This window comes from Spirillospora sp. NPDC048911 (assembly GCF_043198015.1).
GTDB lineage: Bacteria > Actinomycetota > Actinomycetes > Streptosporangiales > Streptosporangiaceae > Spirillospora.
Map to the genome: position 1 here is coordinate 344,836 of NZ_JBICUD010000011.1, position 25,142 is coordinate 369,977.

A 25,142-nucleotide genomic window follows, 5' to 3' on the forward strand; every position below is an offset into this window, starting at 1 on the left:
ACTACCTACTTCCCGCCCAGAGAGGCCGCCCAAGGCGAGGTCAGGAACGCCGAGGACGTGGTGACGCCGGTGAGGCGCTTGTTCAGGAAGACCCGCGAGTAGTTGGTCGCGATCGTGGCCATGAGCTGGTCCGGCGCGAAGATCGCCTGCGCCTCGCTGAACAACTGCGCCGTCTTGTTCGGATCGGTCGACGCGCGGGCGTCGTCGAGCAGCTTGGTCACCCGGGGGTTGTCATACTTCGAGTAGTTGAAGAATCCGGTCTTGAGCGCGTACTCCGGCGCGTAGTAGAGCGCGCCGGGAACCTCGATCCACCCGGGGGAGATGACGAAGTCGACGGACTCGCGCTTGTTCTGGTCGAAGAAGAAGGCGTCGAAGTCGGTGGGCTGGAGCGTCTTGATCTTGGCGTCGAAGCCGAGCTCGCGGGCCGCCGCCTGCACGAGCGTCGCGGATTGCACCGCCAAGGTGTCGCCGCCCTTCGCCGCGAAGACGAGCGTCTTCTTCGAGGGCTTGGCCTCGGCGATCAGAGCCTTCGCCTTGGTGAGATCGTGGGCGTTGCCGGGCAGGCGGTCGTAGGCGCTCTGGTAGATCTCGTGTCCGGGAATGCTCTGCCAGACGATGGGCGGCGTCATCGTCTTGAGCGGCTGCCCGTAGCCGCGCAGGACGTTCTTGATGAAGGCCTCTTTGTTGATCGCGAGATTGAGCGCCTGGCGCACCTTCGCGTCGGCCGCGGGCCCGTGCGGCGTCGTCGGGAAGAATCCGATGAACATACTCGAAGGACCGACCCAGAGCGTGCCCTGACCTGAGTTCGTGAACGCCTTCGCGCTCTCGACGGGGGCGTTGAAAGTCCCGTCGACCTCCCCCGCCAGCAAGGCGCTGGTCAACGTCGAACTGTCGGTGATGAAGCGGAAGTCGAGCGTTCCCACCTTCGGTGCGCCGCCCCAGTAGCCGTCATTCCCGGCGACCGTGATCTTGTCACCCGGAGACCACTTCACGAGCCTGTACGGGCCGGTGCACATCACCCCGCCCGCCGGCGTGCCGAAACCCTTCCCGGCCTTGGCGGCGAAGGCCTTCTGGACCACCGCGCCCCCATGGGAGGCGATCGCGTTCCGGAACTGCGCGTCGTGCTGCTTGAACTTCACGGTCACCTGCAGCGGCCCGGTCTTCCGGAAACTCTCGACCCTCCGGTAGACGGCGCCGTACGCGCCCTGGACCTTCGGGTCCACGTTGCGTTCCATCGAATGGACCACGTCGTCGGCGGTCATCGGCGTCCCGTCCCAGAACCTCACCCCGCTACGGAGCTTGATGACGAACGTCGTCGCGTCGGTCCAGTCGGCGCTGGTGGCGAGCCCGGGGCGCACGGAGAAGTCCGGCCCGATACGCAGCAGGCCCTCGCAGAGATTGGACACCACCGTCTCCTCCGACTCGCCGAAGGCCTTGGTGGGATCCAGGGTCAACGGCTCGCCGAAGGGAAGCGCCCACTTCACGAGGTCCACGCGCTGCGTGGCCCGAGGAAGCGCGCTGACCAGCTCGATCCGGCCACCAGTCCCGCCGGAGTCGTTCCCTCCGCCGCAGCCGGTGGCCACGAGTGCCGCTGCCACACAGCCAAGGACCAGCACTCCACGCCTGCGTACCATCGTCAGCCCTCCTGTATCGAGGTCTCGGGCGTCGCCCCTGGACCGCACCCGCGATGCGGAAGCAAGGCGATGCCGAACAAGCGTGGTACGGCCCGCGAACTGCCGGATACCGACGCATAGCGCATGGTCGCCAGCCGTCACGATCGTTGACAAGGGACGTGCACCGCTTTTCCGCAATGCGGATAGTTGCTGTCAAACAGGGCTTTTGCCGACCTAACATGCCGCCATGATGGGTATCGGGCTTCCCCAGACGCGTGACGGCGGGGCGACGAGTGCGCGTGGACTTCTCGCGTACCTGGCAAGCGCGGAGCAGGCGGGCTACGACTCGGTGTGGGTGGCGGAGGGGCCCCTGAGCCGGCCTTCCTTGGATCCCCTCGCGGTCCTCGCCGTGGCCGCGACGCAGACGACGCGCATGCGCCTCGGCAGCAACGTCCTGGCCCTCCTCCACTACCAGCCCGTGCCCCTTGCCAGGTCGATCGCCACGCTCGACCGGCTGAGCGGCGGACGTGTGACGCTCGGCCTCGGGCTCGGCGGGGCCGACCTCGGAGGCCCGCGAACCGGGCGTGCCGAGCGCTTCGAACAGGCCATCGCGCTGCTACGGCGGCTGTGGAACGGCACCGCCGGGCCCGGGGATCCCGCTTCCGAATCGTTCGCCGGGCTACAGCCCGCAACCACTCCTGTTCAGGCACCGATCCCCATCTGGATCGGCGCGAGCGCGCCGAGCGCGTTGCGCCGCGCCGCGCGGATCGCGGACGGCTGGATCGGCTCGGGCCGAGCGGATCACCATCGCTTCGCCGAAGGGGCCGCGCTCATCCTGGACGCACTCCAGGATCACGGCCGGGAACCCGGTGACTTCATGATCGCCAAGCGCTCCTACGTGGCGATCGGCCAGCGTCCGAGCGACATCGAGGCCTGGTTCCGGTCCGCCACGGGCGGCGGTCCGCCTCCGGGCGACGCGGTGATCGCCGGTGATCCGGCCGAGATCGAGGGACGCCTCACCGCGCTTCGCGCGGCGGGGGCGCGAGCCCTGACGATCCAGCCCGTCGGGCGCGACGAGCGCGGGCAGATGGAGGCCCTCGCCGAACACGGAGCCGTGGAACGCCTCACGCTGCCAGAAAGGAACTGAACTCGATGCCACTCGCGCACATCGGCGGTTTTCCCGTCGAGGAGATCTTCCTCGCGGCCCCCGCGGCCGTCGCCGCGGCCGCCCTGGTCGGCGCACGATTGCGGCTCGAACTGACCCGTCGCGGACGCGACGCCTCGCCCACCAGTGCGGACGGGCACGCCGTTGAGGGACGTGACTGACATGGGCGACCACGAGATGACCGACGAGGAACTGCTCGCCCTCGCCGAACGCGTCTCCAACCGGGGGCGGTGGGGACACGACGACGAACTGGGGACGCTCAACTACATCACGCCGGAGAAGCGGCGCACGGCGGCGGCGCTCGTCCGATCGGGCGAGACCCTCTCCATCGCACGAGACCTCAGCGCCACCCCGGATCCGGCGACGGGCGAGGCCGTGGACCACCGGATGTTGTTCGCCGGCCCCGGCCCCACCTACGCCTCGGACTACGTCGGCATCGCACCGCACGGGTTCACGATGACCCACCTCGACGCGGTCTGCCATTCGACGTGGAACGGCAGGCTGTACAACGGCCGCCACGTGGAGGACGTCCAGTACCACGACGGACTCGCCTTCGGCTCGATCCACGCGATGCGCGACGGCATCTTCACGCGCGGCGTATTGCTCGACGTCGCCCGGGCCTTGGACGTGGAGTACCTCGAACCGGACCATCTCATCGGCGTCGAAGACCTCCATGCGGCCGAGGAACTGTGCGGCGTGCACGTCGAGAGCGGCGACGCGCTCCTCGTCCGTACGGGTCTGCGTCGCTGGGAGGCCGAGCACGGCCCGCTTTCGGCCGACACCAGAGCCGGTCTGGGAGCTCGCTGCGTGGAGTGGATGCACGAGCGCGAGGTGGCGGTCTACGGCGGCGACTGCGTCGAGCTCATCCCCTACCCCAGCGACATGATCCAGATGCCCCTTCACCACATCGCCATGCCCTCCATGGGACTGATCCTGCTCGACTGGCCGGAAGTCGAGGAACTGGCAGTGACGTGCCGGCATTACGACCGGTGGGAATTCCTGCTGACGGTCGCACCGATCCGCCTACCCCGGGCCACTGGAGCAGCCGTCAATCCCATCTGTGTGTTCTGAGATAAAAGAAAGGCTCTCAGTGAAAGTCGCCGCGCGAAAATATCTCGGCGGCTTCCCACGAGCACCGTCGCCGGTGTTCCACAACCTGACGTCGGCTGTCCCGTTGTCGAGAGCCTGCCGCACCAGCCGGCGGACCCGGAGGTCGATGTCGTACAACTCGGCGCAGACCGCGATCGCCTGCGGGCACGGGCGCCGGGACGGGCGGCCCAGCACCGGGTCAAGGTCACCGGCCCCGGCGCCGAGGATGCGCATAGACCAAAGACCCACCCCCACCAGCATCAGCGGACGTACCTTGGCGTCCGCCGCAGGGGCCTTTGGTCACTGACTCGTTCTCGAAGAGCGGTAGAGCGTGGACGGGTTGGTGTCGATCTCGCTGCGGCGACAGCTGTGGCGCGTGTCGTCGATCAAGGCGCAGAGGTCGGGAGAGAATGCCATGTATGACGTGGACGACGAAGCTTCCTGGTGATATCGCGTTGCCGTTGATCGGTTTTGGTACCTGGCAGCTGCGGGGCGACATTGCGTACGAGTCGGTGCGCGCGGCGCTGGAGGTCGGTTACCGGCATGTCGATACCGCGACGTTGTATCAGAACGAGTCAGAGGTCGGCAGGGCCGTGAGGGACAGCGGCGTGGACAGGGAGCAGGTCTTCATCACCACCAAACTGCGCCCACAGGACGCGCGGCGTGCCCGTCGCACCCTGGAGTCCAGTCTTCGCCTGCTCGACACCGGCTATGTGGATCTTTGGCTGATCCACTGGCCGACCGGCCGGGACGAGCTCGTCTCGACCTGGCAGGAACTGTTGGCCGCCAAGGACGCAGGACTGGTCCGCACTGTCGGGGTCAGCAACTACAGCCCGGCCCTGATCGACCTGCTGACCAAGGCCACCGGACAGCAGCCGGCGGTCAACCAGATTCCATGGAGCCCGGGACGGCACGACCCTGCCCTGCTGGACGAGCACCGTCGTCGAGGAGTGGTCATCGAGGGCTACAGCGGCCTGAAGAACACCGACCTGCGCCACCCAGTCCTCAACGAGATCGCTGAACGGCACGCAGTCACGCCCGCCCAAGTCGTCCTGCGCTGGCAACTGGAACACGACATCGTCATCCTCCCCAGGTCATCGCGCCGGGAACGCATCGCCGCCAACTTCGACCTGGAGCACTTCGCCCTTACCGCCGAAGACGTCACCGCGATCGACGCCCTCGCCCGAACCAGCTGACCGAAAACGGCAAGCGAGCGGCGCGTAAACGTGCCGCCGCCGACAAGACGACACCACTCCATCCCAGCACCGCGACTTACCAGTGCGGCCGACAACACGAGAGTGCGCTCGCAGCCAACCAGCAACGGCGACATGGCTCGGCGTGCGGTGCGCCAACTAGTTGAAGTCACCGAACCTCGGGCAACTCACCCTGACCACCCTCTGGGACCCACCGACCTGATATCCCCGCTGCACGAACGTCAACCAGGACGCAGTACCCGAAGAACCGGAGATGATCCTTTTGGCGGCCTGGTTTAGCCGCGTCTTTCCCAGCAACGGCCGGGGTGAGACGATCCCATTGAGACAGTGGTAGCGTCCCCGACCCCGCTGCCCGTTCCTGCCGCCTCCGGCCTGGCCGGGAGGCGACGATCGGGAGCGCGCCCCCGGCGCAAGGAGAGCCGCGATGTCCGAGCCACGCTGGGAGCACGCCTACGCCGTCTACAACCCGTACGACGCCGGCAGCCCCGATGACTGGGTTTCGGTGGAGGCCCTGCTGGCGGCCTACTCCGCCGACGGCTGGGAGGCGGTCAGCCACGGCCACTACGGCGACTGGATCACTTTCACCTTCAAGCGCCCGATCTACTGACCCCGACCGCGGCCATGACGGTCCGGCGACCGCAGACTCCACCACCAGCAGCCCGCCGATACCAGGCCGACTCGCGGCATGAGCGGATGCCGACTACATGGGCGGGTCGGGGTGCAGGACCATGGCGAACGTCGTCCTGCGCTGCCGGCTATCCGTCCGTGCCCGAAGGGGGTGTAGGAGGTCGGTGATCGTGGCGGTGAGCTGGCGCGACTCGGCGGGGGTGACCGCCCCCAGGATTGGGACGAGGGTCGTGCGCGACTCTGTCGACGAGGCGCAGGTCCAGAAGCTCCTGCACCGTGAAGCCGGTGAATGGGTGCGCCGAATCGGCCGAATCGAGGAGATCAGCCGCGACGCGCACTGGCGCCCCCCTCGACGTCGACATCGACGCCAAGCAGGTGCTCAGCCTGCCGCCGCCCTGGCGCCACGCTCTTGCAGCCCCGGCCCTGGCCGCAGCGGTCGGCAGCTCCCCTCGCACGCTCGCAACGTCTCGCGGAACGGCCCGCCCCGCGCGGCGCCGCTTCCTGGGCGTGACCAACGAAGAACGGGTACACCAGCGCGGCACCACCGTCCTGCTCGCCGCCGACGACGTGCTGCGCGGCGAGCAGGCGCACGCAGCCGCTCTGGCCCGGGCGCTCCAGTCGGCACGGACTAGCGTCGCTTTGGCCATTGCCCGTCTCGACGGGTCGGACGTGTTCGAAGCCCTGGCCGCGGGCTGCGCCAACGCCGTGACCCGTGGCGTCCGCGTAGACCTGCTGGTCGGCTCCGCCGACGGGGATCCGGCCGCCCTGACCGCCATCGCAAACCGCATCGGTTACGGCGCCGACGCCCGCCGCGGCCGGGCATTGCTGCGGACCCGCGTCACGGGTGGTGGCGCCAGCCTGCTGCTGTGGGACAGCGCACCGGGACGGCTCGTCGGCGTCGTCACCGGCCACGCATGGGTCGGCGGAACGGCCGGAAGTCCCCACGCCGCGGGCGTAAGGCTCCTTTCGCCCGCATTGTGTGCTGACCTCGCCCGCGCCGTCGCCTCACTGTGGACTGGCCGCAGCGGCGACGATTTCGCGGGCGAGCCGATCAGATGGCGGCACCTTGCCGACGCCGCCGTCGGCCTGTACTTCTTGGACCCGGCAGGCGGCGACGCCGGACGCAGAGGCGTCCAGCTGATCGTGCGTGGTCCCGATGCCCAACTCGTCCGAGCAGCTCCAGACGCGTCCGATTAGCGCCCGTCAGCCAGACTCGAACCGCCAGATCCCGCATGGGCACAACCTTCGACAGTCATCCAACGGCGGTGCACACCGACAGCCGTCGAGCATCAAGCCATGAGCCGGCGGGCCGCAGACGTCCGCTCATGCCGCCGAGCGTGCTCCCGAGAACTATGAGGGCGCCGAGCCAGACTGCGGCCAGCCAGGTCGCGTGGGAGGCCGGCGGTGTCGCCGGCCCGGGTTCGCCGATCACGTCAGCTGGCTGTACCCGCAGGTTGGTGGTGGTAAGCGCTTTCAGCTCTTCCTTGACGAGCGATACATCCGATGTTTTGTTGGGTTCTGGAGCACCGCCCGTGGACGGAGGTACGGCGATGGGCGCGTTGTGGAATCGGCGGCAGGTTCTCGGGACGGGGGTGGCCGGGCTGGGGATGGGGGTGGCCGGGCTGGGGCTGGCCGTGCCCGGACACGCCTCAGTGACCGGGCGCAGGCCGGTGTTCGATGTACGAAGCTTCGGTGCGAAGGGCGACGGCGTCACCATCGACTCCGCCGCCATCGACCGTGCGATCGAGAAGGCCGCCGAGGAAGGACCGGCGACGGTCTACTTCCCGCCCGGGGTCTACGCCAGTTACTCGATTCACCTGCAAAGTCGCGTCACTCTCTATCTGGAACGCGGGGCACGGTTGCTGGCGGCCCGGCCGACCGGGACCCAGGGGTACGATCCCGCCGAGCCCGGCGCGGGCAACCCATACCAGGACTTCGGTCACAGCCACTGGCACAACAGCCTGATCTGGGGCGAGGGCCTGACCGACATCGCCCTTATGGGCCACGGGGTGATCGACGGCTCCGGCCTGGTGTCCGGCGGCTCTCGGGAGTCCGCGCCGCTGCAGGGCAACAAGGCCATCTCGCTGAAGCTGTGCCGCCGGGTCGTCATCCGCGACCTGACCCTGTTCAATTGCGGCCACTTCGGAATCCTCCCGACGGGTGTGGACGACTTCGTGATCAGGGACCTCACGATCGACACCAACCGCGACGGGATCAACATCGACTGCTGCCACAATGTGAAGATCACCGGCTGCGTCGTGAACTCGCCCAACGATGACGCGATCGTGCTCAAGAGCTCGTACGGCCTGAACGAGGCCCGGTTGACCAGGAACGTTCGGATCGCGGACTGCCGGGTGAGCGGCTACGACCTCGGCACGCTGCTCGATGGAACGAAAAAGGTCGGACCTTACGGCCGGACGGGTCGGGTCAAGCTCGGCACCGAGTCCAATGGCGGATTCCGCAACGTCCTCATCGAGGACGTCGCGTTCGAGCACTGCCGCGGCCTGGCGCTGGAGACCGTCGACGGCGGTCTGCTGGACAACGTGGTCGCCCGTCGGCTCACGATGGACCAGCCGCAGATGCCGTTCTTCCTCCGCCTGGGCGCGCGGATGCGAGGTCCCGCAGGCGTGCCGGTCGGCCGGCTGCGCAATGTCGAGATCAGCGATGTGACCACCGTCGACGCCGATCCGCGCTACCCGTCCACGATCTCCGGCATCCCCGGTCACGACATCGAGAACGTCCGGATCAGCAACGTGCGGCATCGGCTGCGCGGCGGCCTCACCCCGGCGGACGCCAATTCGAACCCGCCCGAATTGGAGACCGCCTACCCCGAGCCCTCGATGTTCGGGACCCTGCCGGCCTTCGGGTTCTTCGTTCGCCACGCCCGTAACATCGAGCTCGACCGTGTGGACATCGCCTTCGACCAGAAGGACATCCGCCCGGCGATCGTGCTGCGCGACGCCGCCCACGTCCGCTTCGCCAAGGACCGCTGCGACAAGGTGCCGCAGGTTCCCACCTTCGTCCTGGACGACGTGGACGACTTCACCGTCACCCACACCCCGCCCGTTCCCGACACCCACAAGAGTCACGCCGACCATCTGGAGTTGTGAGAACACGGTCGGCCCACGCTAAGAAAAGGCCCGGGAGACTCTCCCGGGCCTTTGGCATACAGCATCGGCCCACGCCGAAGCCAGACTGAACCGCTGTTTCTCGAGATCGATCGCCAGGCCACGTACCGACATCTGGGCACCGACCGTCCAGGACTCGCCATGGGCGAGCCCGGTAGGAGTCGTGCGACCTCCACCGCGTGCTCCGTGAGCTGCGAGCCCTTTCCGGCCACACCGTCCCGGCATACGACCAGCCCAGCGGGCGACGGCGTACTTCATTGCTAAGCCTGTCGAGCGGCACGTTGCCGACGGTGCCCACCCGGCTGGACGCCCACAGGGGCCAGACCACCTGGTATACACATCTGGTGTCAAACATTGGATGTTTATCGGTGAACTGCTTGAATGGGAAGCATCTGCAGCCCATACTTCCCACGAGGAGGCTCGCGATGAAAGGTCGATTCACCCGCAGAAACGTGCTTGGAATCGGCGTCGGTCTGGCTGGCTCTGCCATCACGGGCCCGATCGCCTCCAGGGCGGACTGGATTCAGTCATCGGATGTATTTGCGGATGAGCTGCCCTGGCCAGAGGCCCGGACGATCGTCGCCGAGACCATGCTGCCCTCGTTCCCGGCCACGACGTTCAACGTGACCGCCTACGGCGCGAAGGGAGACGGCAAGGCCGACAACACCACGGCCTTCAAGAACGCGATCCAGGCATGCTCGACCGCAGGCGGCGGTCACGTGATCGTGCCGAGCGGAACCTACGTCACTGGCGCGATCTACCTGAAGAGCAACGTCGACCTGCACCTGGAGTCGGGTTCGACGCTCAAGTTCTCCGGCGACACGAGCAAGTTCCCCACCGTCCTCACGCGCTACGAGGGCATCGAGTGCATGAACCGATCACCGATGATCTACGCCTACAAAGAGACGAACATCGCGCTGACCGGCAGCGGCACCCTGGACGCCGGCTCGACCTCGTCCTGGAACAAGGGCTCGGACCGCTCGTACCTGGAGTCCCTGATCAGCAAGGGCAAGACCGATCCCCACGACCGCGTCGTACCGGGCTCGGGCCACTCGATGCGATCCGCCTTCGTCGAGCCGTACGGATGCGACACCGTCCTCATCCAGGGCGTCAAGCTGAGGAACTCGATGTTCTGGCAACTGCATCCGACGCTGTGCAAGAACGTCACCGTTGACGCTGTCTCGACCGACCCCAGCACGTCCCACAACAACACTGACGCCTGCGACCCTGAGTCGTGCGACCACGTCGTCATCAAGAATTGCGACCTGGGTGCCCACGACGACAACATCGCCATCAAGTCCGGCCGTGACGAGGACGGACGGCGCGTCAACGTGCCCTGCCAGAACCTGGTCGTCTTCGGCTGCACGATGAACGGCAACTGGGGCGCCATCACCTGCGGCAGTGAACAGACCGGCGGCATCCGCAACGTGTACGCCTACAAGTGCACGGTCAAGGGCTCGACCAAGTTCGCGCTCTACGTGAAGTCCAACACCCAGCGCGGTGGCTTCTCGCAGAACATCAACCTGGATGGTTTCTCGGGCACCTTCGCACGCTCGGTCGTCTTCATCACCATGACCTACAACAGCCAGACCGGCTCGCACCCACCCGCGTTCGGCCCCTTCGCGATCACCAACTCGTCCTGCACCAAGGCCCCGCTCGTCTTCGACGTCAGCGGCCTGTCCAGCGACCACATCAAGGGATTCACCGTCAGGGACAGCTCCTTCAACGGCGTCTCCAGCACGTCCAACAAGATCAAGAACGTCGACGGCCTCGTCTTCACCAACGTCAAGATCAACGGCAAGATCGTCACCGCCGACTGACCGACCCGGGTCTGTACGTTGAACGGTGTAACTCCAGAGACGTGAGGGACTGATGGTTCCCTCCGGAGGAGGCACCCCCCGATGAGTGAGACGACGATCGATGCGGCCGCCGAGCCGACGCCCGAACCGGCGCCCGAGCAGACGGTGTCCGGGGCTGTGGACGAGGCCGGTGTCAGTGCACTGGATGTGCAGATGCTGCGGCGGCTGGCCGACCAGGCCCGCGATCAGGGCTTGGAGTTGACCGGTGAGGGCGGGCTGCTGCAGCAGTTGACCAAGGTGTTCCTGGAGTCGGCGTTGGAGGGCGAGATGGACGCCCACCTGGGCTATGCCAAGCACGACCAGGCGGGCGACAATTCCGGAAACTCCCGTAACGGTCGCCGGCCCAAGACCGTGATCACTGAGGTCGGGCCGGTCGAGGTCGCTGTGCCCCGCGACCGGGACGCCTCGTTCGAGCCGCAACTGGTGCGCAAGCGGCAGCGTCGGCTGACCGGCGTGGATGAGATGGTGCTATCGCTGAGCGCGAAGGGACTCACCCATGGCGAGATCAGCGCGCATCTGGCCGAGGTGTATGGCGCGAACGTCTCCAAGACGACGATCACCACGATCACCGACCGGGTCGTGGAGGGCATGACCGAATGGCAGAACCGGCCCCTGGACCGCGTCTACCCAGTCGTCTTCATCGACGCTGTGAACGTGAAGATCCGGGCTCTGTCGCAAAGTCCGTGGTCTCACGCGGTGTGAAGCGTTCGTTTTCGGAGGAGGTCGAGCTTTGCTCTTCCGAACATTTGGCGTTTCAGCATTTTCACGCGGTTGACGTGCCCTTCGACTGGGCCTGAGCTATGGGACATGGTCAGTCCGTTGCGGACGGCGTCGTAGTCACGCCGCAGATTTCGGGCGAACCCGGCGATCGCGGTGAGAGAATCGTTTTCGACGAGAGTGATCCAGTCGTCAAGCCGGTGGCCTTCAAGTTGGGTGAGCATCACAGCGAAATCCTTCACATGCCTGGTCAGCCTCTGTAGATCTCGGTTGATCCGCTGCATCTCCCGGAATCTGGTGGTGGAGTCCTGGTCAAGGTTTTCGGGATGGGACATGATCCAGCGTGTGAGGTCCCGGACGGCCGGTGGCCGGGGAGGTGGAATCTCGACCTCGCTTGTTCCAGCAGGCCGGAAACGACGTAGATAGCGTCGGACCTGTTGTGCTGTTCCGCGATAGCCGAGCGCGGTGATCTCTCTGGTGAGCTGGGTGGCGTTGCGGATGCCCTCGTTCCATCTGCGGTGCAGATGCTCGTGATAGCCGTCCAGAATGCTGGCGCGCTGCCGGTTGGCGGCGGTGACCTCCTCGACCGTCGTGTTGGCGAACTTGCGGACCGTCGCCTGGTGCAGACCGAGTCGCCGCCCGATCGCGGCCTTGCTCAGTCCTTGATCGAGGAGTTCGTGCACGGCGGCATGATGCTTCCGGATCCGTGCCACGACCTGCAGTTCACGATGATTGACCACAGTGGGGGCGTCGCTGGTGCGCCGTGACTCCGAAGCGGCCGCCAACACCGCCGCCAAGCCCGTCCGGGCTGCCGAGACGTCCTTCTCCACCGCTTGGCCGAGATTGCGCCACAAGTGGAAACGGTCGGCGACCTGCAATGCGTCCGGCGCTCCCTGCCGAGCTCCTTCCGCATAACCGCCGGCTCTGTCTCGACAGATCACTTCCGGCAGCGGCCGGGAATGCAACCATGCGGACAGAGCGTCGCCGTCCCGGCCATCGATGAGGTCGACCGAACGAGGCGTTTCCAGATCGATCATGATGGTTCCGTAGTTATGCCCGCGCCGAATGGCGAAATCGTCCACCCCCAGGATGCGAACCTGGTCGACAGGCGGGTCCGGGATCGCTCTGACCAGCCGCAAAAGCGTGTCCCTGCCGACCGCGATCCCCAAGATCGCAGCCATCCGAACTCCCGCCCGGCCGGCAAGCGCGAGCCCGATCTCGGTGAGCAGATCACGCAAGGACATGGTCGCCCGGGCATACGGCCGAGTCAGTCCCGGGATCTGCTCGGTGAACGTCTTCACCGGACACTCGCTGCTCACACACCGGAAACGACGAACCCTCAACTCAAGCACCACGCGACAGCCGGACACCGCGACATCTTGAAGGCGCCGCACATACCAACCATGCCGTCGACCCGACACCGCGTCGCACCGCCTGCACGACGCGACCGCCGAATTCGCTCTCGCCCGGACCACCACAGCACCGTCACGTCGTTCGCACTGCTCCACCTGCAGCGATGCCCATTGCGGGAAGAAAAGCTCGACAACATCCGAATCACACAGAGATCATCTTCTCGCACCCGCATCGCCAAGATCACGGGCTTTGCGACAGAGCCAAGATCCGCGATGGGAAGGTCGCCAACCGGCCGGTCTATGTCGCGCTGGCCGTCACCGTCGACGGGCGCCGCGACATCCTCGGGCTGTGGGCCGGTGACGGTGGCGAGGGCGCCAAATACTGGCTGCAGGTGCTCACCGAGATCAAGAACCGTGGTGTCGAGGACGTGTGCATGGTCGTCTGCGACGGGCTCAAGGGCCTGCCGGAGGCGATCGAGGCGGTCTGGGCGCAGGCGATCACCCAGACGTGCATCCTGCACTTGCTGCGGGCCAGCTTCGGCTACGCCGGCCGCCAGCACTGGGACGCCATCGCGCGTGCGCTCAAGCCGGTCTACACCGCCCCGACCGCCGAGGCCGCCGAAGACCGGTTCCTGGAATTCGCCGAGGCCTGGGGCGAGAAGTACCCGGCGATCGTGCGATTGTGGGAGAACAGCTGGGCCGAGTTCGTGCCGTTCCTGCAGTTCGACACCGAGATCAGACGCGTCATCTGTTCCACGAACGCCATCGAGAGCGTGAACGCCCGCATCCGCAAGGCCGTCCGCGCCCGCGGCCATTTCCCCAACGAGCAGGCCGCCCTCAAGTGCATCTACCTGGCAGTGATGAGCCTGGACCCCACCGGCAAGGGCCAGAAACGCTGGGTCCAGCGATGGAAGCCCGCACTCAACGCCTTCGAGATCGCCTTCGAAGGCCGCCTGTCCACCACCCGCAGTTAAACCCTTCAAGATCCAGTTCCACCGTTTACTGAACAGACCCCGCCACCGCCCGATCGATCACTGTGGATCAAGGGATCAGGAATGAGAGGCAGCGGGCGGCTCCGCGCTCGGAGAGGTCACCCAGCCGACTTAGGGAGACCGGACTCCTAGCCGGCCGCCCCAGATCGTCAGATGTTCAGTGGGTCGCCGCCGCGGAAATGATGGGTCGAGAGAAATGGTTCTCGACCTTCGGGCATGTCCACAGAGCCTTACCCGCCACCACCACCGCGCTGAGCGGATGTTGATGTTCTGGACAGGGAGGAGCCGGTGAGCCGCTGACTTCCAGAACGTAATCTTGGAATTGGTCGGCCAGGCGCGCGATGACCTCCGCTTCCGCCTCGTCCTCCTGGAACACCGCGCCTACCGAGCCGCCGTCCATCTCCAGCCAGATCACGAACTCGCCGCCGGACTGCACCGGTGTGCTCTGTGGTTCCATCTCGTCCCAGGTGATGGTGAGGTTCGAGGAGTACGCACCAGCGGAGCTGGTTGCTTCCCCAGCTGTTTCGGTGTGTTCTTCGGCGAAGAGCCGGTAGTCACCGGGCGGGCTCAGTTGACGGAGGATCTCCTCGGCCCAGCCGAGCGCCTGGTTGAGGGAGCAGGTCACGATGATGCCCAGATGCTTCCGGCGACGGTGATCGAGCCGTAGCCGGTGCGCGTGCCGATCCGGATCCTGAAGCTCATGTAGTTGTAGTAGTCGATCACGTCGTTGATCGCGATGGGTTTGAAGGTGCCATGGAAGAAGTAGTCCTCGCGGACGTTGTGAGGAGCGCCCCGGGGCATCGTTCTGCCGTTCTTCGCCCACCCCATACCGCGCTCCTGAACGCGGGAAACGATGATCTTTCGCACGGTTCCGGAGATCTTGTATCCCCAGTTGATCGTCCGGTAGCGGCAGTTGTTGCGCATGTGCATGGTGCCATTGCGATCGGAGAACTTCTTGTTGCCATAGTGGCATCGCAGCCGGTAAGGCGCGCTGCTGTTGTCGGGCGGCGGCGGCCGCAGCGCGCGAAGTGAGGCCATGGGTGTCTCTTCCTCGGCCCCTGCCTCCATGAGCGCGGCCTCTTCAGGCGTCAGATCCTCGCCTGCGTCTTCGACAACAGGTGAAGCCGCCTCAAGGTCGGCGATCTGCTGCTGCTCATCGGCGGGAAGCGAACTGACCGGCACGTTGTCGTCCAAGGTGATCTTGAACGTGGCTTGCAGTGGAGGGTACCCGCCGACCACGGTGTAATAGCCGCGGATCGAGACTTGCACGTGAACGGGCTGGGTGCTGTGGTTGGTGACGGTCAGCTTGCCGTCATCGCCGGGCATCGCAGTGGCGAAGCTGTTGTTGGTCTCACCGTTGCCGTCGAAGGTGACGCTGGGAATGAAAGGGTCAGGGTCTCCGGTTGGGTAGACCGTCAGGCCGCCCTTGGCGGTGGGTCCCTGGGCGCCGACGTTGATGGCCGCAGCCACGACCGTGTGCGCGGGCACTCCCGCGGGTTCAGCGGCGGTGGTGACGTCCAAGGTCAGGGAAGCGCCAGCCGCCAAAGGCTGCTCGCTACCGCCCTCGGTGCCGACACCCATGATCGTGCTCACCAGGTTCTGCGCGGGCACCGGTCGATAGCCGGCACCGCCGGGCTGCGCGGCGTCCTGGAAGTAGCCACTCAGGGCGATCGATAGGTTCACGGCGCTGGAACCGTGATTGCTGATGGTCAACTTGCCTGTCCCGGTGAGCGCGGCGACCTCGAAAGCCTGATTGGTCTCACCCGGGGTGTAGTCGATCGTCGAGACATAAGGATCGGGCTGGTCGGAGGCATGAGCCGACAGCCAGCCCTTGGCAGTGTGATCGCGAGCAGCGATGTTGATGGCCACCGCCGTGACGCCGCTGGCGGGAATGCCTCGCTGGCCGGAGACGTCGATCGTGACCGCGGAGTTGGCCGGGATAGGAGTCGTCCGCGCGGGACTGCCGGTGCTGGTGCCGGGACGAGTGTCGTAGAGGTACTGGGCCGCGACCGGGTAGTACTCGTTGCCCGCCTGGGTATCGGCAGCATCCTTGAAGTAGCCGTCGGCCGCTACGGCGAGGCCGATGTCACCGTCGCTATGGTTGGTGATCTTGACCTGGCCGGAGCCAGTGATCTGGGTGAAGTCCTCCGAGGCGGTGGTCTCACCGGCCTGGAAAGTCAGCGACCGCGGCGCGCCCGGCTGATCGGACGGCTCTACAGTCAGCCAGCCGACCTTGTCCGGACCAAGGGCGATCAGATTGAGCGCCACGGCCGTCACTCCACTGGACGGGATGCCGACGCGGCCGGTGACCTGGAAGGTCACCGATCCCATCGCGGGAACACGCCCGGCCGTTGTACCTGTGCCATCGCGGGTGTCCAACAGCTTGACCGCGTTCAGCGGAACGAACTGTGACTCCGGCGCAGCCGTGTCGGCGCGGGCAACAGTCCCAACGCCACCCGCTCGGCCGTTGAGCCAACTCAAGGACATGAAAGAGACGAGCACAGCCATCACCAACGCGATAGCGCGGCCCGCCGAGCGTCTGTCAGTAAGAAGCAACTGGGTTCTCTCTGGGGAAACGTCTCATCAGAGAACGTCAGAATCGGTCACTTGGATCTAAAGGCCCAAGCGGGAGGCAAAGCTGAACAAGGCTAGGGTCAACGGATTGGGGGATCAATCGGCCGGATAGATGACAAGAGTCACTGGATTGGCCCTCTGCACGAGTAAACCGATGCCCTTGTACTGGAGTCCAAGCCCCGATGCCAGCTCACCGGAGGCCAACAACGACCGGGCAGCCCCAACCGGGTCCGCACCAGATGCCTGACTCGGGGTTCGACCACGGCGCGCGCCTGGCACTGCACTCACACCACCGCGCGGGCAGTCGATGATGCCGAACGTGGGATGCGGGACATGCGTGGAAGTCTCTGATGGTCATGTTCGGGTCGCCGAACTGTTCGAGGAACAGTGCCCGGGTGGTTTCCGCACCGCAGTTCAGCGCCCACCCCTCCTGCCCCTTGACGCCGTCAAGGGGCGACTGAAGCGGCCGGGCTCACCCCGCTCCATGCCGAGACCGTGACCCATCACGGCACCGTGGACGAAAACGTGCCCGGCTCCATACCTCTTCGCCCGCCCGCTCGGACAGGTCATCCAGTAGCGACGCAGGAAATTCTGAACCGCGCCTACGACCAGCCCGACAAGACCGACCGGTACAGCACAATCTGAAGCGCCCCGGTTTCTGTAGAGGCTTTAGATTGCGACTGTGACCTGCGGTTCTGTGTGTTCCTTGTAGTAGGTGGCCTCGTATTCGTCGGGTGGGATGTGGCCGAGTTCACCGTGGAGCCGGGTGGTGTTGTACCAGTCGATCCATTCGGCGGTGGCCAGTTCGACGCCGGTCAGGTTCTTCCACGGCCTGCGCGGTTTGATCAGCTCGGTCTTGTACAGGCCGATCGCCGACTCCATCAGTGCGTTGTCGAGCGCGTCGCCGACGGTGCCGATGGAGGCGTCGATCCCGGCCCGCACCAGGTGCGCGGTGAAGCGGAAACTGGTGTATTGCCCCTGCGGGCCATTTTTCGGATGCGGGTCTCTGCTCGCTCGTCTCGGTAGGTCTGAACGCAGGGGCCGCACCGGCAGCCATGCTTGCGATAGGTGCTGGCCTTGGCGTGGGTGACGAGGTTGCCGGTGACGGGCGAGACGAACTTGGTCCTGGCCGCTGTGCGCATTTCCTCTTCGGTGCAGCGGGGCAGGTTCACCCAGGCGGTGTCCGGCATGAAGAGTCGTACGGGGAAGATCAGGTCGCCGTGTTCGATGCCATACCGCCGGACATGTTCTCTGATCTTCTCAGCGAGTGGGCGACCGATCTTGAAGCGCCGGTGCTCGCTGTTCTTGGTGTACTCGCGCGTGAGGAAGCGGCCGCCAGTTGGATGGAACTGCCTGGCCACCTCAACGGTCGAGCGACATACGGACAGCATGCACGTGTCGTAGTCCAGGTCGCCTTCCTGGAAGGAGATGGCCTCACAGAATCGGACCCCGGTCGAAAAGATGTATTCGGCGAACAGCTTCTGGGTTCCAGCGGCAGGTGCGAGACCATCGTCCAGAAGACCGTCTCGTTGATGACCTTGTTAGCCGCTTGCTTGCCGACGTTGAGGCCACTGACCGGGTTGTCGTCGCGGTAGTTCATCTGCTTCGACAGTCCGATCATCGCAGACAGTGTGGATCTGGCGGCTTTTCTGGTGTTGACGCTCCGGCCGGTCTCGGTCAAGGCCGTGAAGTACTTGATGGCCTGGGTCGAGTCGAACGTCGCGATGTGCTTGGCCCGTAGGAAGGGGTGGATGTGGTTGATCCAGACCGAGAAGTATTGCTGCATCGTGTTGGGCTCGACGCGGTGATGCCGCTGGAAGATAGGCCAGAACTCCTCGAAGGTGACCTTCCGCTTCTCGGCCGGCGTCATCGAGTCCAGTGAGTCGCCCGAGGGGCGCTCCTGGGCCTTTCGAGTTGCTTCTCGTGCTTCCTGTTCCTCGTCGTAGGTGCCGGCCGAGCGGGGGTGTCCGTGGCGTCGTAGTACATCGCCGTGTAGCGGGTCTCGCCTGTCCGCTTGCTGACTTTCTTGGTCACGTAAGGTTGCCGCATCCGATGCCCCAGCTTGATCATCGGCTAGCGAATCGGCTAACGGACTGCCCGACAGAGCCCTACACCAGACCTAGATCAACACGCCTCTGACCTGCAGATACATTGAAATTCTAGGCGCTTCAGGTGTCGCTGTGGAGATGGTAGGGCTCAGGCACGCTGGACGTTTTGCGGGCCATGCTCAAGGAACCGCGGGTCGTCGAGGCCTTCTTCGACGAGGTCACCTCGGCCGCCGGTGCCGACACCGCCGTCCAGCAGGCCAAGGACTCCCTCACCGACCTGGAGACGATCGAGCTTCGCGCCCGCCGCGTCGAGCACCTGGCCATCACCCTCCAGGCGTCCCTCCTGGTCCGCCACGGCCACCCCGCCGTGGCCGAGGCCTTCTGCGCCACCCGCCTGGCCGGCGACTGGGGCCACGCCTACGGCACCCTCCCGCCCGGCCTCGACCTCTCCCCCATCATCGAGCGGGCCACCCCGAAGACCGCCTAGGTCAGGAGCCAGCCTCCGTCGATGTTGAGGTTCACGCCGTTGACGGAGCGGTTGCGCAGGAGGAAGGCGACGGCGTCGACCACGTCCGCCATGGTGGCGAGACGGCCCAGCGGGGTTCGGGAAATGACGGCCTCCAGGGGTTTGTCACGCCAGAAGGGGCTGTCGCCCACGATGCCGGGGTGGATGGCGTTGACCCGGATGGGCGCCAGCTCGACGGCGAGGGTGTGGACGAGCCCCATCACGGCGCCGTTCACGGTGGATACCGTGGTGGAGCCGGGGTAGGGGCGGTCCTTGGCCAGGCCTCCGAAGATGACGATCGAGGCGTCGTGGCCCATGCGAGGAAGCAGCGCGTGCACGACCTCGGTGTAGCCGACGAGCTTGAGGGTCGCCAGGCGCCGCGCGCCGTCCAGGCGGTAGCCGGCGGCGGTGTTGTGGTCGCGGTCGATCGCGGTGAGCACGAGGTGGTCGACGTGCTCGACGCCGGCGAGCGCGGGCGCGATCTCGTCGGGACGGGTCAGGTCGAACGCGGCGCTGCCGGCGCCGTCGATCTCCTTCGCTGCGGTGGCGGCACGCGAGGCGTCCCGGCCGGTGATGACGACGTCGGCGCCTTCGGCGGCGTAGTGGCGGGCGAGTTCACGGCCGATGCCGGAGGTGCCGCCGACGATCACGATGCTGGTCATTGCGGCTCCCAGTCGCGGGCGAATCGGTAGGAGTGGCGGGACGGGGGTTGCGGGGCCTGCGTCTCCAGCCAGCGCACGCGTCCCGGTCCCGCGTTGGTGAAGGAGTGGACGCATCCCGCGCCGGCCCAGGCGATGTCGCCGGGGCCGAGGAGGTGGCGCTCGCCGTCGAGGACCGCTTCGGTACGGCCCTCGAGGATGAGGTAGGTCTCCTCGAACGGGTGGTCGTGCGGGCCCGCCACCCCGTCGGGCTCGTACTGGACCATGAACATGGTCGACAGCCGGGCGCCGAGGTCGCCGTCGACCATCATCTTGACGGTGATGCCGCTGTAGACGAGCAGGGCGGTGCGCATGCTCGCCGACACGGCCAGCAGGTCCTGGGACTGCTTCTCCGGGTCCATGTTGGCGGGTTCGATGTGCCCGTGGCGGCGCGTCCGGGGGTCGCGGACGTCCACCGGAACCGGGGCCGTCGCCGGAGGCGAGGGCACCGGGAACGTGTCGTCGCCGTAGCGCGATCGGGGCTGCGGCGCCTGCATCTGCGCCCAGCGGCAGGGCACGTCGTTGTCGTTGGTCCAGGTGTGGGGCACGCCGACGGGGACGATGCCGTAGTCGCCCGGAGCCAGCCGGGTGGAACCCTCTGGTGTGGTGAGGACGGCCGCGCCTTCCAGCATGAAGAAGGACTCTTCGAACGAGTGCATGTGCGCGGTCAAAGTTCCGGCCGGCGACAGTTCGCAGATCTCGAAGCCGGTGTGCACGGCGCCGGCGTGCTCGCCGACGGCCGACCGCACCCGGTAGCCGTCGGCCCGGACGGCGAAGTCGGCCTCCGCCGCCCGGCTCACGATGTGTCGTACCGTCATGCTTTGCTCTTCACGGCGGCGACCACGCGGTCGCGGGACGCCTCGACGAGGCCGCGTGCCCGGCCGGCGTCGGCCAGCAGGCGGCCGTCGCGCTTGCGGAAGGCCCCGCCCACGATGACGGTCTCCACGTTGGAGACGTCGGCGCACAGCGTGACGGCGGCGGCCGGGTCATGGACGGGCGCCATGTTCAGCGACGAGGCGTCCAGCACGACGATGTCGGCCTGCTTGCCGGGCGTCAGCGAGCCGGTGCGGTCTTCGAGCCCGGCGACGTGCGCGCCGTGGATCGTGGCCATCTCCAGCATCTGGCGGGCGGTGAGCATCGACTCCGGGACGGGGGTGTCGGCCTCCCAGCAGGCCGCGTTGACCCGTGCGCGCTCCGCGCCGAACGCCGCGCGCATCTGGGTGAACATGTCGCCGGGGACGGTGGTGACCACGTCGATCGACAGGCTGGGCCGCAGCCCGTTCTCGACGGCCTTCATGACGGGCGGCCAGCCGTGGCCCATCTGCAGCTCGACCTGGGGCGCGATCGAGATGGTGCCGCCGCTGTCGGCGACCAGCCGCCATTCCTCGTCGGAGAGGTAGCAGCAGTGGATGAACGTCGTGTCGGCGCCGAGCAGGCCGAGCGCGTCCAGCTGCTTGACCATGCCGAAGCGTCCCGCCAGGCGGCCCATCGCGACGTGCACGGTGATCGGGATGTCGAGCTCGCGGGCGAGGGCCCATTCGGCGCGGACGACGTCGTCGAGGCAGAAGCCGGGGCCGCGCGTGGCGAGCGCCATGGTGAGCAGGCCGTCGCCGGAGGAGAAGTACGTGCTGCGGATCCGCGCCACGTCGTCCTTCGGTATGACCAGCTTGCTCTCGAACCAGTAGTCGGCCAGCGAGGTGTTGGCCGACCCGTACGCGTACTGCGCCCGTATCCCGGCCTCTTGCAGGCCGCGGATCGCGGCGTCGGGATGGTCGGGCGTGTTGTTGATGTGGGACCAGTCGACGAGCGTGGTGATGCCGGCGTTCAGGCATTCGAGGGCCCCGGCGAGGTTGCTCGCGTAGACGTCCTCCGGCCCGTAGACGGGCGCGAAGGTGTCGAGCACCTCGACGAAGTAGTCGTCCAGGGTGGCGTTCGGCGCGCAGCCGCGAATGGCCGCCTCCCAGGTGTGCCGGTGGGTGTCGACGAAACCGGGAATGACGATGCGCCCGCCGACGTCGACCACCTCGGCGTCGACGTCGATCCGCCGGTCCACGGCGGCGATCGTGTCGCCCTCGATCAGAATGTCCCCGGTCGGCAGGTCGCCCAGGGCCGGGTCCATGGTGAGGACGTGGCCGCCTCGGAGAAGCGTGCGTTGTGTGGTGGACGGGGTCATGGCCGCCTCCAGAAACTCCGGAAAGGGGGTGGGATCAGTAGCGGACGAGGGCCTGTGCGGCCTCGATGACCTTGTCGACGGTCGGGATCACCTCGTCCTCCAGGGCGTCCGCGAACGGCAGCGGAACGCAGGCGGCGGCGACCCGGCGGACGGGCGCGTCGAGCAGCTCGAACCCCTCGTCGGCGACGATCGACGCGACGGTGGCACCCCAGCCGCCCTGGTACGGGTTCTCCTCGACGATCAGCAGCCGGGCGGTGCGCCCGACCGACGCCAGCACGGCGGCCATGTCGAGCGGCACGAGACAGCGCAGGTCGATGACCTCGGCATCGATGTCCCTCGCCGCGAGCCGGTCGGCGGCGGCGAGGGCGGTGGGCACGGTGGAGGCGAGCGCGACGATGGTGAGGTCGTCGCCGGCGCGCGGCACGGCCGCCCGGCCCAGTTCGACGACGTGGCCGCCGTCCGGCAGCGGCCCCTCGGCCGCCAGCAGGCCCTTGTGCTCGAAGAACACCACCGGGTCGTCGCTGCGGATCGCGGCGGCCATCAGGCCGATGACGTCGGCGGCGGTCGACGGCGCGGCGATCTTCAGTCCGGGCACGGCGAGCGCCCAGTTCTCCACGGCCTGCGAGTGCTGGGCGCCGAAGCCGAGCCCGCCGCCGTTGGCGGTCCGCACCACCAGCGGGACGGTGACCTGCCCGCCGGTCATGTACCTGACCTTGGGGATCTCGTTGGCGAGGTAGTCCCAGCAGCAGGCCAGGAAGTCGCTGAACATGATCTCGGCGACGGGGCGCAGCCCGGTCATGGCCGCGCCCATCGCGGCGCCGGCGATCGCCTGCTCGGAGATCGGGGTGTCCCAGACGCGGCTCGGCCCGAACTCCTTGTAGAGGCCGACGGTCGTCTTGAAGACGCCCTCGGCCTCGCCGATGTCCTCGCCGAGGCACACCACGGCGGGGTCGCGGCGCATCTCGCGGGCGATGCCCTCGGCGACCGCCGCCCGGTAGGTGATCACGTCCGCCATGCCGCGCCTCCGTCGGCCCACACGTCCGTGAACGCCTCGGCGGGATCGGCGCCGGGCGCCTCCTTGGCGGCCGTGACCGCCGCCTCGACGGTGGCGCGGGCGCGTTCGTCTGCCTCCGCCACTGCCTCGGCCGGGACGCCGAGGGATTCGAGCCGCGACCGGGCAATGTCGAGCGGATCGTGCGCGAGCCACCGCTCGACCTCCTCCCCCGGCCGGTACTTCGCCGGATCGGTGCGGCTGTGCCCGTAGTGCCGGTAGGTGTGCGCCTCGATCAGCGACGGGCCGCCGCCGTCGCGGGCGCGGGCCGCCGCACGCGCGACGGCCTCGGCGACCACGATCACGTCGTTGCCGTCGATCACCTCACCCTTCAGCCCGTACGCGGGCGCGCGGTCGGCCGCCGGGTTGGCGACCGCCGTCACCCGCCCGATCGGCGTGTACTCCATGTAGAAGTTGTTCTCGCAGACGAACAGCACGGGCAGCGACCACACGACCGCCAGGTTGAGCGCCTCGTGGAACGCTCCGATGTTGGTGGCGCCGTCGCCGAAGAACGCCACCGCGAGCTGCCCGGTGCCGCGCAGCTTCGCCGACCAGGCCGCGCCCGCCGCCATCGGCAGGTGCGAGCCCACGATGGCGTACGACCCGAGCATCCCGGCCGACGCCTTGGTCAGATGCATCGAGCCGCCCTTGGCTCGGCACACCCCGGTGGCCTTGCTCATCAGCTCGGCCAGGCATTCCTCGGCGGTCGCGCCCCGGGCCATGGCGTGGTGGTGGCCGCGGTACGTCGCGAACACATAGTCGTCGGACCGGAGGACGGCGGACGCGCCGACCGCCACCGCCTCCTGCCCGGCCGCCAGGTGCGTCGTGCCCTTGACGAGGCCCGCCATGAACAGGTCGTGCGCGGCCTTCTCGGTACGGCGAATGAGCGCCATGCGCTCGTACAGCCCCAGCAGCTCCTCCGCACCGATCACCGCGGGCCCCCGTTCGGCCGGTCGTGACGTGAGCTCCCGTCCGGCCGGTTGAGGTGCGACTCGGGCTCACGCAGGGTGTCGAGGGGTCCGGCGGCGGTCCAGTAGCGGCGCCCGGCCACCAGCAGGTCCTCGGCGGGGAACTTGGTGATGACCTCGCAACCGTCGGGCGTGACGACGAGTTCCTCCTCGATCCTGGCCGCCGACCAGCCGTCGGACGCCGGCCAGTACGTCTCCAGGGCGAACACCATCCCCGGCTCCAGCGTCTCGGGATGGTCCAGCGAGACGAGCCGGCTGAAGATGGGCTTCTCCCAGATCGACAGGCCGACGCCATGGCCGTACTGCAGCGCGAACGCGGCGGTCTCGTCGGCGAACCCGAACTCCTGCGCGCGCGGCCAGACCGACACGATGTCGGCCGTGGTCGCGCCGGGCTTGACCAGCGAGATCGCCTCGTCCATGTACTCGCGGCAGCGCGTGTACGCGTCGCGCATCGCCCGCGAGGCGCTGCCGACCGCGAACGTGCGGTAGTAGCAGGTGCGGTAGCCCAGGTGGCTGTGCAGGATGTCGAAGAACGCCGGGTCGCCGGGGCGGACGAGCCGGTCGCTGTAGACGTGCGGGTGCGGGGAGCAGCGCTCGCCCGAGATCGCGTTGACGCCCTCGACGTACTCGCTGCCGAGGTCGTAGAGCACCTTGCTGACCAGGCCGACGCACTCGTTCTCGCGGACGCCGGGACGCAGGAACCCGTACAGCTCCTCGTAGGCCGCGTCCACCATGGAGCACGCCTGGGTGAGCAGCGAGATCTCGTCGCGGGTCTTGACGCGGCGGGCCTCCAGAAAGACCTGCTGCCCGTCGGCGACCTCGATGCCCTCGTCCCGCAGCGCGAACAGCACCGGCGGCTCGACGACGTCGACGCCCAGCGGCGCGTCGGCCAGGCCGTGCTCGCGGAGCACCATGGCGACCTTGCGCGCCACGTCGGCGGCGATGCCCGCGTCCGGGTGGAACGCGCCGCGCAGCGTGGAGATCCCCGCGCGCGCCCCGTCGCCCAGCCACGGGTTGTAGAGCTGGTGGTGGCGCGCGGCCGATCCGAAGTCCCAGATGACCGGATCGCCGTCCCGGGTGAGCAGCGCGAAGCGGATCAGCTTGTCCATGGCCCACGTGCCGATGTGCGTGGCCGTCATGTAGCGGATGTTGGCGAAGTCGAACGAGAGCACCGAGCCGAGCTCGGAACGGGCGAGTTCGGCGCGCAGCCTGGTCAGCCGGTCGCGGCGGAGCCGATCGAGGTCGATGCGCTCTTCCCAGTCGACGGCGTTCGGCCCGAAGGTCTTGATCGCCATGGCGGGTCACCTCCCAGCGTGCTTCTGAGTGAAGTAGCACTGAACATTGCTGTCAATACCGCTGGACGTTCGTT

The 25,142-nt window shown here is 67.3% G+C and carries 21 protein-coding genes and 2 pseudogenes; 11 read left to right on the plus strand and 12 right to left on the minus strand.

Annotated features, from left to right (window positions below; all coding sequences use genetic code 11):
• Window positions 1–5: 5 nt before the first annotated feature.
• Entirely contained in the window at window positions 6–1,598 is a 1,593-nt protein-coding gene (locus ACGFNU_RS40785; RefSeq protein ID WP_392601974.1) for an ABC transporter substrate-binding protein, read from the minus strand.
• A gap of 262 nt (window positions 1,599–1,860) precedes the next feature.
• Here ACGFNU_RS40785 and ACGFNU_RS40790 point away from each other — a divergent pair, with 262 nt between their 5' ends.
• The 9 genes and pseudogenes from ACGFNU_RS40790 to ACGFNU_RS40830 all read left to right on the plus strand — a co-directional run.
• Window positions 1,861–2,760 (plus strand): LLM class flavin-dependent oxidoreductase, encoded by a 900-nt coding sequence (locus ACGFNU_RS40790; protein ID WP_392601975.1) that lies wholly within the window; start codon window positions 1,861–1,863, stop codon window positions 2,758–2,760.
• A 5-nt stretch (window positions 2,761–2,765) separates the two neighbouring features.
• Window positions 2,766–2,939, plus strand: coding sequence for a hypothetical protein (locus ACGFNU_RS40795; RefSeq protein WP_392601976.1), 174 nt, complete (start codon window positions 2,766–2,768; stop codon window positions 2,937–2,939).
• A 1-nt stretch (window position 2,940) separates the two neighbouring features.
• On the plus strand, window positions 2,941–3,849 hold the full coding sequence (locus ACGFNU_RS40800) for a cyclase family protein (protein WP_392601977.1): 909 nt from the start codon (window positions 2,941–2,943) through the stop codon (window positions 3,847–3,849).
• A gap of 437 nt (window positions 3,850–4,286) precedes the next feature.
• Complete coding sequence (locus tag ACGFNU_RS40805) at window positions 4,287–5,063, plus strand: aldo/keto reductase (protein ID WP_392601978.1); 777 nt, start codon at window positions 4,287–4,289, stop codon at window positions 5,061–5,063.
• A 442-nt stretch (window positions 5,064–5,505) separates the two neighbouring features.
• Window positions 5,506–5,688, plus strand: a complete 183-nt coding sequence (locus ACGFNU_RS40810) for a hypothetical protein (RefSeq protein ID WP_392601979.1) — start codon at window positions 5,506–5,508, stop codon at window positions 5,686–5,688.
• A 296-nt stretch (window positions 5,689–5,984) separates the two neighbouring features.
• Window positions 5,985–6,905, plus strand: a complete 921-nt coding sequence (locus ACGFNU_RS40815) for a hypothetical protein (RefSeq protein WP_392601980.1) — start codon at window positions 5,985–5,987, stop codon at window positions 6,903–6,905.
• A gap of 335 nt (window positions 6,906–7,240) precedes the next feature.
• Window positions 7,241–8,818, plus strand: a complete 1,578-nt coding sequence (locus tag ACGFNU_RS40820; protein WP_392601981.1) for a glycoside hydrolase family 28 protein — start codon at window positions 7,241–7,243, stop codon at window positions 8,816–8,818.
• Window positions 8,819–9,426: 608 nt separating this feature from the next.
• Window positions 9,427–10,656: a glycoside hydrolase family 28 protein gene (locus ACGFNU_RS40825; protein ID WP_392601982.1), complete on the plus strand. Its 1,230-nt coding sequence runs from the start codon at window positions 9,427–9,429 to the stop codon at window positions 10,654–10,656.
• Window positions 10,657–10,848: 192 nt separating this feature from the next.
• Window positions 10,849–11,361, plus strand: a pseudogene (locus ACGFNU_RS40830) (transposase); the annotation flags it as partial.
• Between the two features lie 23 nt (window positions 11,362–11,384).
• Here ACGFNU_RS40830 and ACGFNU_RS40835 read toward each other — a convergent pair.
• On the minus strand, window positions 11,385–12,920 hold the full coding sequence (locus ACGFNU_RS40835; RefSeq protein ID WP_392601983.1) for an ISL3 family transposase: 1,536 nt from the start codon (window positions 12,918–12,920) through the stop codon (window positions 11,385–11,387).
• A 107-nt stretch (window positions 12,921–13,027) separates the two neighbouring features.
• Here ACGFNU_RS40835 and ACGFNU_RS40840 point away from each other — a divergent pair.
• A pseudogene (locus ACGFNU_RS40840) lies at window positions 13,028–13,738 on the plus strand (IS256 family transposase); the annotation flags it as partial.
• A 175-nt stretch (window positions 13,739–13,913) separates the two neighbouring features.
• Here ACGFNU_RS40840 and ACGFNU_RS40845 read toward each other — a convergent pair.
• The 4 genes from ACGFNU_RS40845 to ACGFNU_RS40860 form a co-directional block, all read right to left on the minus strand.
• Complete coding sequence (locus tag ACGFNU_RS40845; RefSeq protein WP_392601984.1) at window positions 13,914–14,381, minus strand: hypothetical protein; 468 nt, start codon at window positions 14,379–14,381, stop codon at window positions 13,914–13,916.
• Complete coding sequence (locus tag ACGFNU_RS40850) at window positions 14,378–16,264, minus strand: hypothetical protein (RefSeq protein ID WP_392601985.1); 1,887 nt, start codon at window positions 16,262–16,264, stop codon at window positions 14,378–14,380. The genes ACGFNU_RS40845 and ACGFNU_RS40850 overlap by 4 nt, the downstream gene beginning before the upstream one ends.
• A 735-nt stretch (window positions 16,265–16,999) precedes the next feature.
• Entirely contained in the window at window positions 17,000–17,377 is a 378-nt protein-coding gene (locus ACGFNU_RS40855; protein ID WP_392601986.1) for an integrase core domain-containing protein, read from the minus strand.
• Window positions 17,378–17,540: 163 nt separating this feature from the next.
• Window positions 17,541–18,200, minus strand: a complete 660-nt coding sequence (locus ACGFNU_RS40860; RefSeq protein ID WP_392601987.1) for a hypothetical protein — start codon at window positions 18,198–18,200, stop codon at window positions 17,541–17,543.
• Window positions 18,201–18,553: 353 nt separating this feature from the next.
• Between ACGFNU_RS40860 and ACGFNU_RS40865 the strand changes: the two genes are divergently transcribed.
• Window positions 18,554–18,865, plus strand: coding sequence for a hypothetical protein (locus tag ACGFNU_RS40865; protein ID WP_392601988.1), 312 nt, complete (start codon window positions 18,554–18,556; stop codon window positions 18,863–18,865).
• On the opposite strand, the gene ACGFNU_RS40870 is transcribed toward ACGFNU_RS40865, so the two are convergent.
• The 6 genes from ACGFNU_RS40870 to ACGFNU_RS40895 are packed head-to-tail and all read right to left on the minus strand — an operon-like array spanning window position 18,862 to window position 25,068.
• The gene (locus ACGFNU_RS40870; protein ID WP_392601989.1) at window positions 18,862–19,545 is read right to left on the minus strand and encodes an SDR family NAD(P)-dependent oxidoreductase; all 684 of its coding nucleotides are present in this window, start codon (window positions 19,543–19,545) and stop codon (window positions 18,862–18,864) included. The two genes, ACGFNU_RS40865 and ACGFNU_RS40870, sit on opposite strands and share 4 nt — an antisense overlap.
• Window positions 19,542–20,399, minus strand: coding sequence for a cupin domain-containing protein (locus tag ACGFNU_RS40875; RefSeq protein ID WP_392601990.1), 858 nt, complete (start codon window positions 20,397–20,399; stop codon window positions 19,542–19,544). Before ACGFNU_RS40875 ends, ACGFNU_RS40870 begins: the two co-directional genes overlap by 4 nt.
• Window positions 20,396–21,754 (minus strand): amidohydrolase family protein, encoded by a 1,359-nt coding sequence (locus tag ACGFNU_RS40880; RefSeq protein WP_392601991.1) that lies wholly within the window; start codon window positions 21,752–21,754, stop codon window positions 20,396–20,398. The genes ACGFNU_RS40875 and ACGFNU_RS40880 overlap by 4 nt, the downstream gene beginning before the upstream one ends.
• Before the next feature lie 34 nt (window positions 21,755–21,788).
• The gene (locus ACGFNU_RS40885) at window positions 21,789–22,769 is read right to left on the minus strand and encodes an alpha-ketoacid dehydrogenase subunit beta (protein WP_392601992.1); all 981 of its coding nucleotides are present in this window, start codon (window positions 22,767–22,769) and stop codon (window positions 21,789–21,791) included.
• Entirely contained in the window at window positions 22,757–23,737 is a 981-nt protein-coding gene (locus ACGFNU_RS40890) for a thiamine pyrophosphate-dependent dehydrogenase E1 component subunit alpha (protein ID WP_392601993.1), read from the minus strand. The genes ACGFNU_RS40885 and ACGFNU_RS40890 overlap by 13 nt, the downstream gene beginning before the upstream one ends.
• Window positions 23,734–25,068 (minus strand): M24 family metallopeptidase, encoded by a 1,335-nt coding sequence (locus ACGFNU_RS40895; RefSeq protein ID WP_392601994.1) that lies wholly within the window; start codon window positions 25,066–25,068, stop codon window positions 23,734–23,736. The genes ACGFNU_RS40890 and ACGFNU_RS40895 overlap by 4 nt, the downstream gene beginning before the upstream one ends.
• Between the last annotated feature and the right edge of the window lie 74 nt (window positions 25,069–25,142).

What these genes read in the sequence shown, in the direction of transcription:
- ACGFNU_RS40790 (WP_392601975.1), top strand. Translation starts at nt 1,861, where the DNA reads ATGATGGGTATCGGGCTTCCCCAGACGCGTGACGGCGGGGCGACGAGT.
- ACGFNU_RS40795 (WP_392601976.1), top strand. Translation starts at nt 2,766, where the DNA reads ATGCCACTCGCGCACATCGGCGGTTTTCCCGTCGAGGAGATCTTCCTC.
- ACGFNU_RS40800 (WP_392601977.1), top strand. Translation starts at nt 2,941, where the DNA reads ATGGGCGACCACGAGATGACCGACGAGGAACTGCTCGCCCTCGCCGAA.
- ACGFNU_RS40805 (WP_392601978.1), top strand. Translation starts at nt 4,287, where the DNA reads ATGACGTGGACGACGAAGCTTCCTGGTGATATCGCGTTGCCGTTGATC.
- ACGFNU_RS40810 (WP_392601979.1), top strand. Translation starts at nt 5,506, where the DNA reads ATGTCCGAGCCACGCTGGGAGCACGCCTACGCCGTCTACAACCCGTAC.
- ACGFNU_RS40825 (WP_392601982.1), top strand. Translation starts at nt 9,427, where the DNA reads ATGCTGCCCTCGTTCCCGGCCACGACGTTCAACGTGACCGCCTACGGC.
- ACGFNU_RS40850 (WP_392601985.1), bottom strand. Translation starts at nt 16,264, where the DNA reads ATGGCTGTGCTCGTCTCTTTCATGTCCTTGAGTTGGCTCAACGGCCGA.
- ACGFNU_RS40860 (WP_392601987.1), bottom strand. Translation starts at nt 18,200, where the DNA reads ATGACGCCGGCCGAGAAGCGGAAGGTCACCTTCGAGGAGTTCTGGCCT.
- ACGFNU_RS40865 (WP_392601988.1), top strand. Translation starts at nt 18,554, where the DNA reads ATGCTCAAGGAACCGCGGGTCGTCGAGGCCTTCTTCGACGAGGTCACC.
- ACGFNU_RS40870 (WP_392601989.1), bottom strand. Translation starts at nt 19,545, where the DNA reads ATGACCAGCATCGTGATCGTCGGCGGCACCTCCGGCATCGGCCGTGAA.
- ACGFNU_RS40875 (WP_392601990.1), bottom strand. Translation starts at nt 20,399, where the DNA reads ATGACGGTACGACACATCGTGAGCCGGGCGGCGGAGGCCGACTTCGCC.
- ACGFNU_RS40880 (WP_392601991.1), bottom strand. Translation starts at nt 21,754, where the DNA reads ATGACCCCGTCCACCACACAACGCACGCTTCTCCGAGGCGGCCACGTC.
- ACGFNU_RS40885 (WP_392601992.1), bottom strand. Translation starts at nt 22,769, where the DNA reads ATGGCGGACGTGATCACCTACCGGGCGGCGGTCGCCGAGGGCATCGCC.
- ACGFNU_RS40895 (WP_392601994.1), bottom strand. Translation starts at nt 25,068, where the DNA reads ATGGCGATCAAGACCTTCGGGCCGAACGCCGTCGACTGGGAAGAGCGC.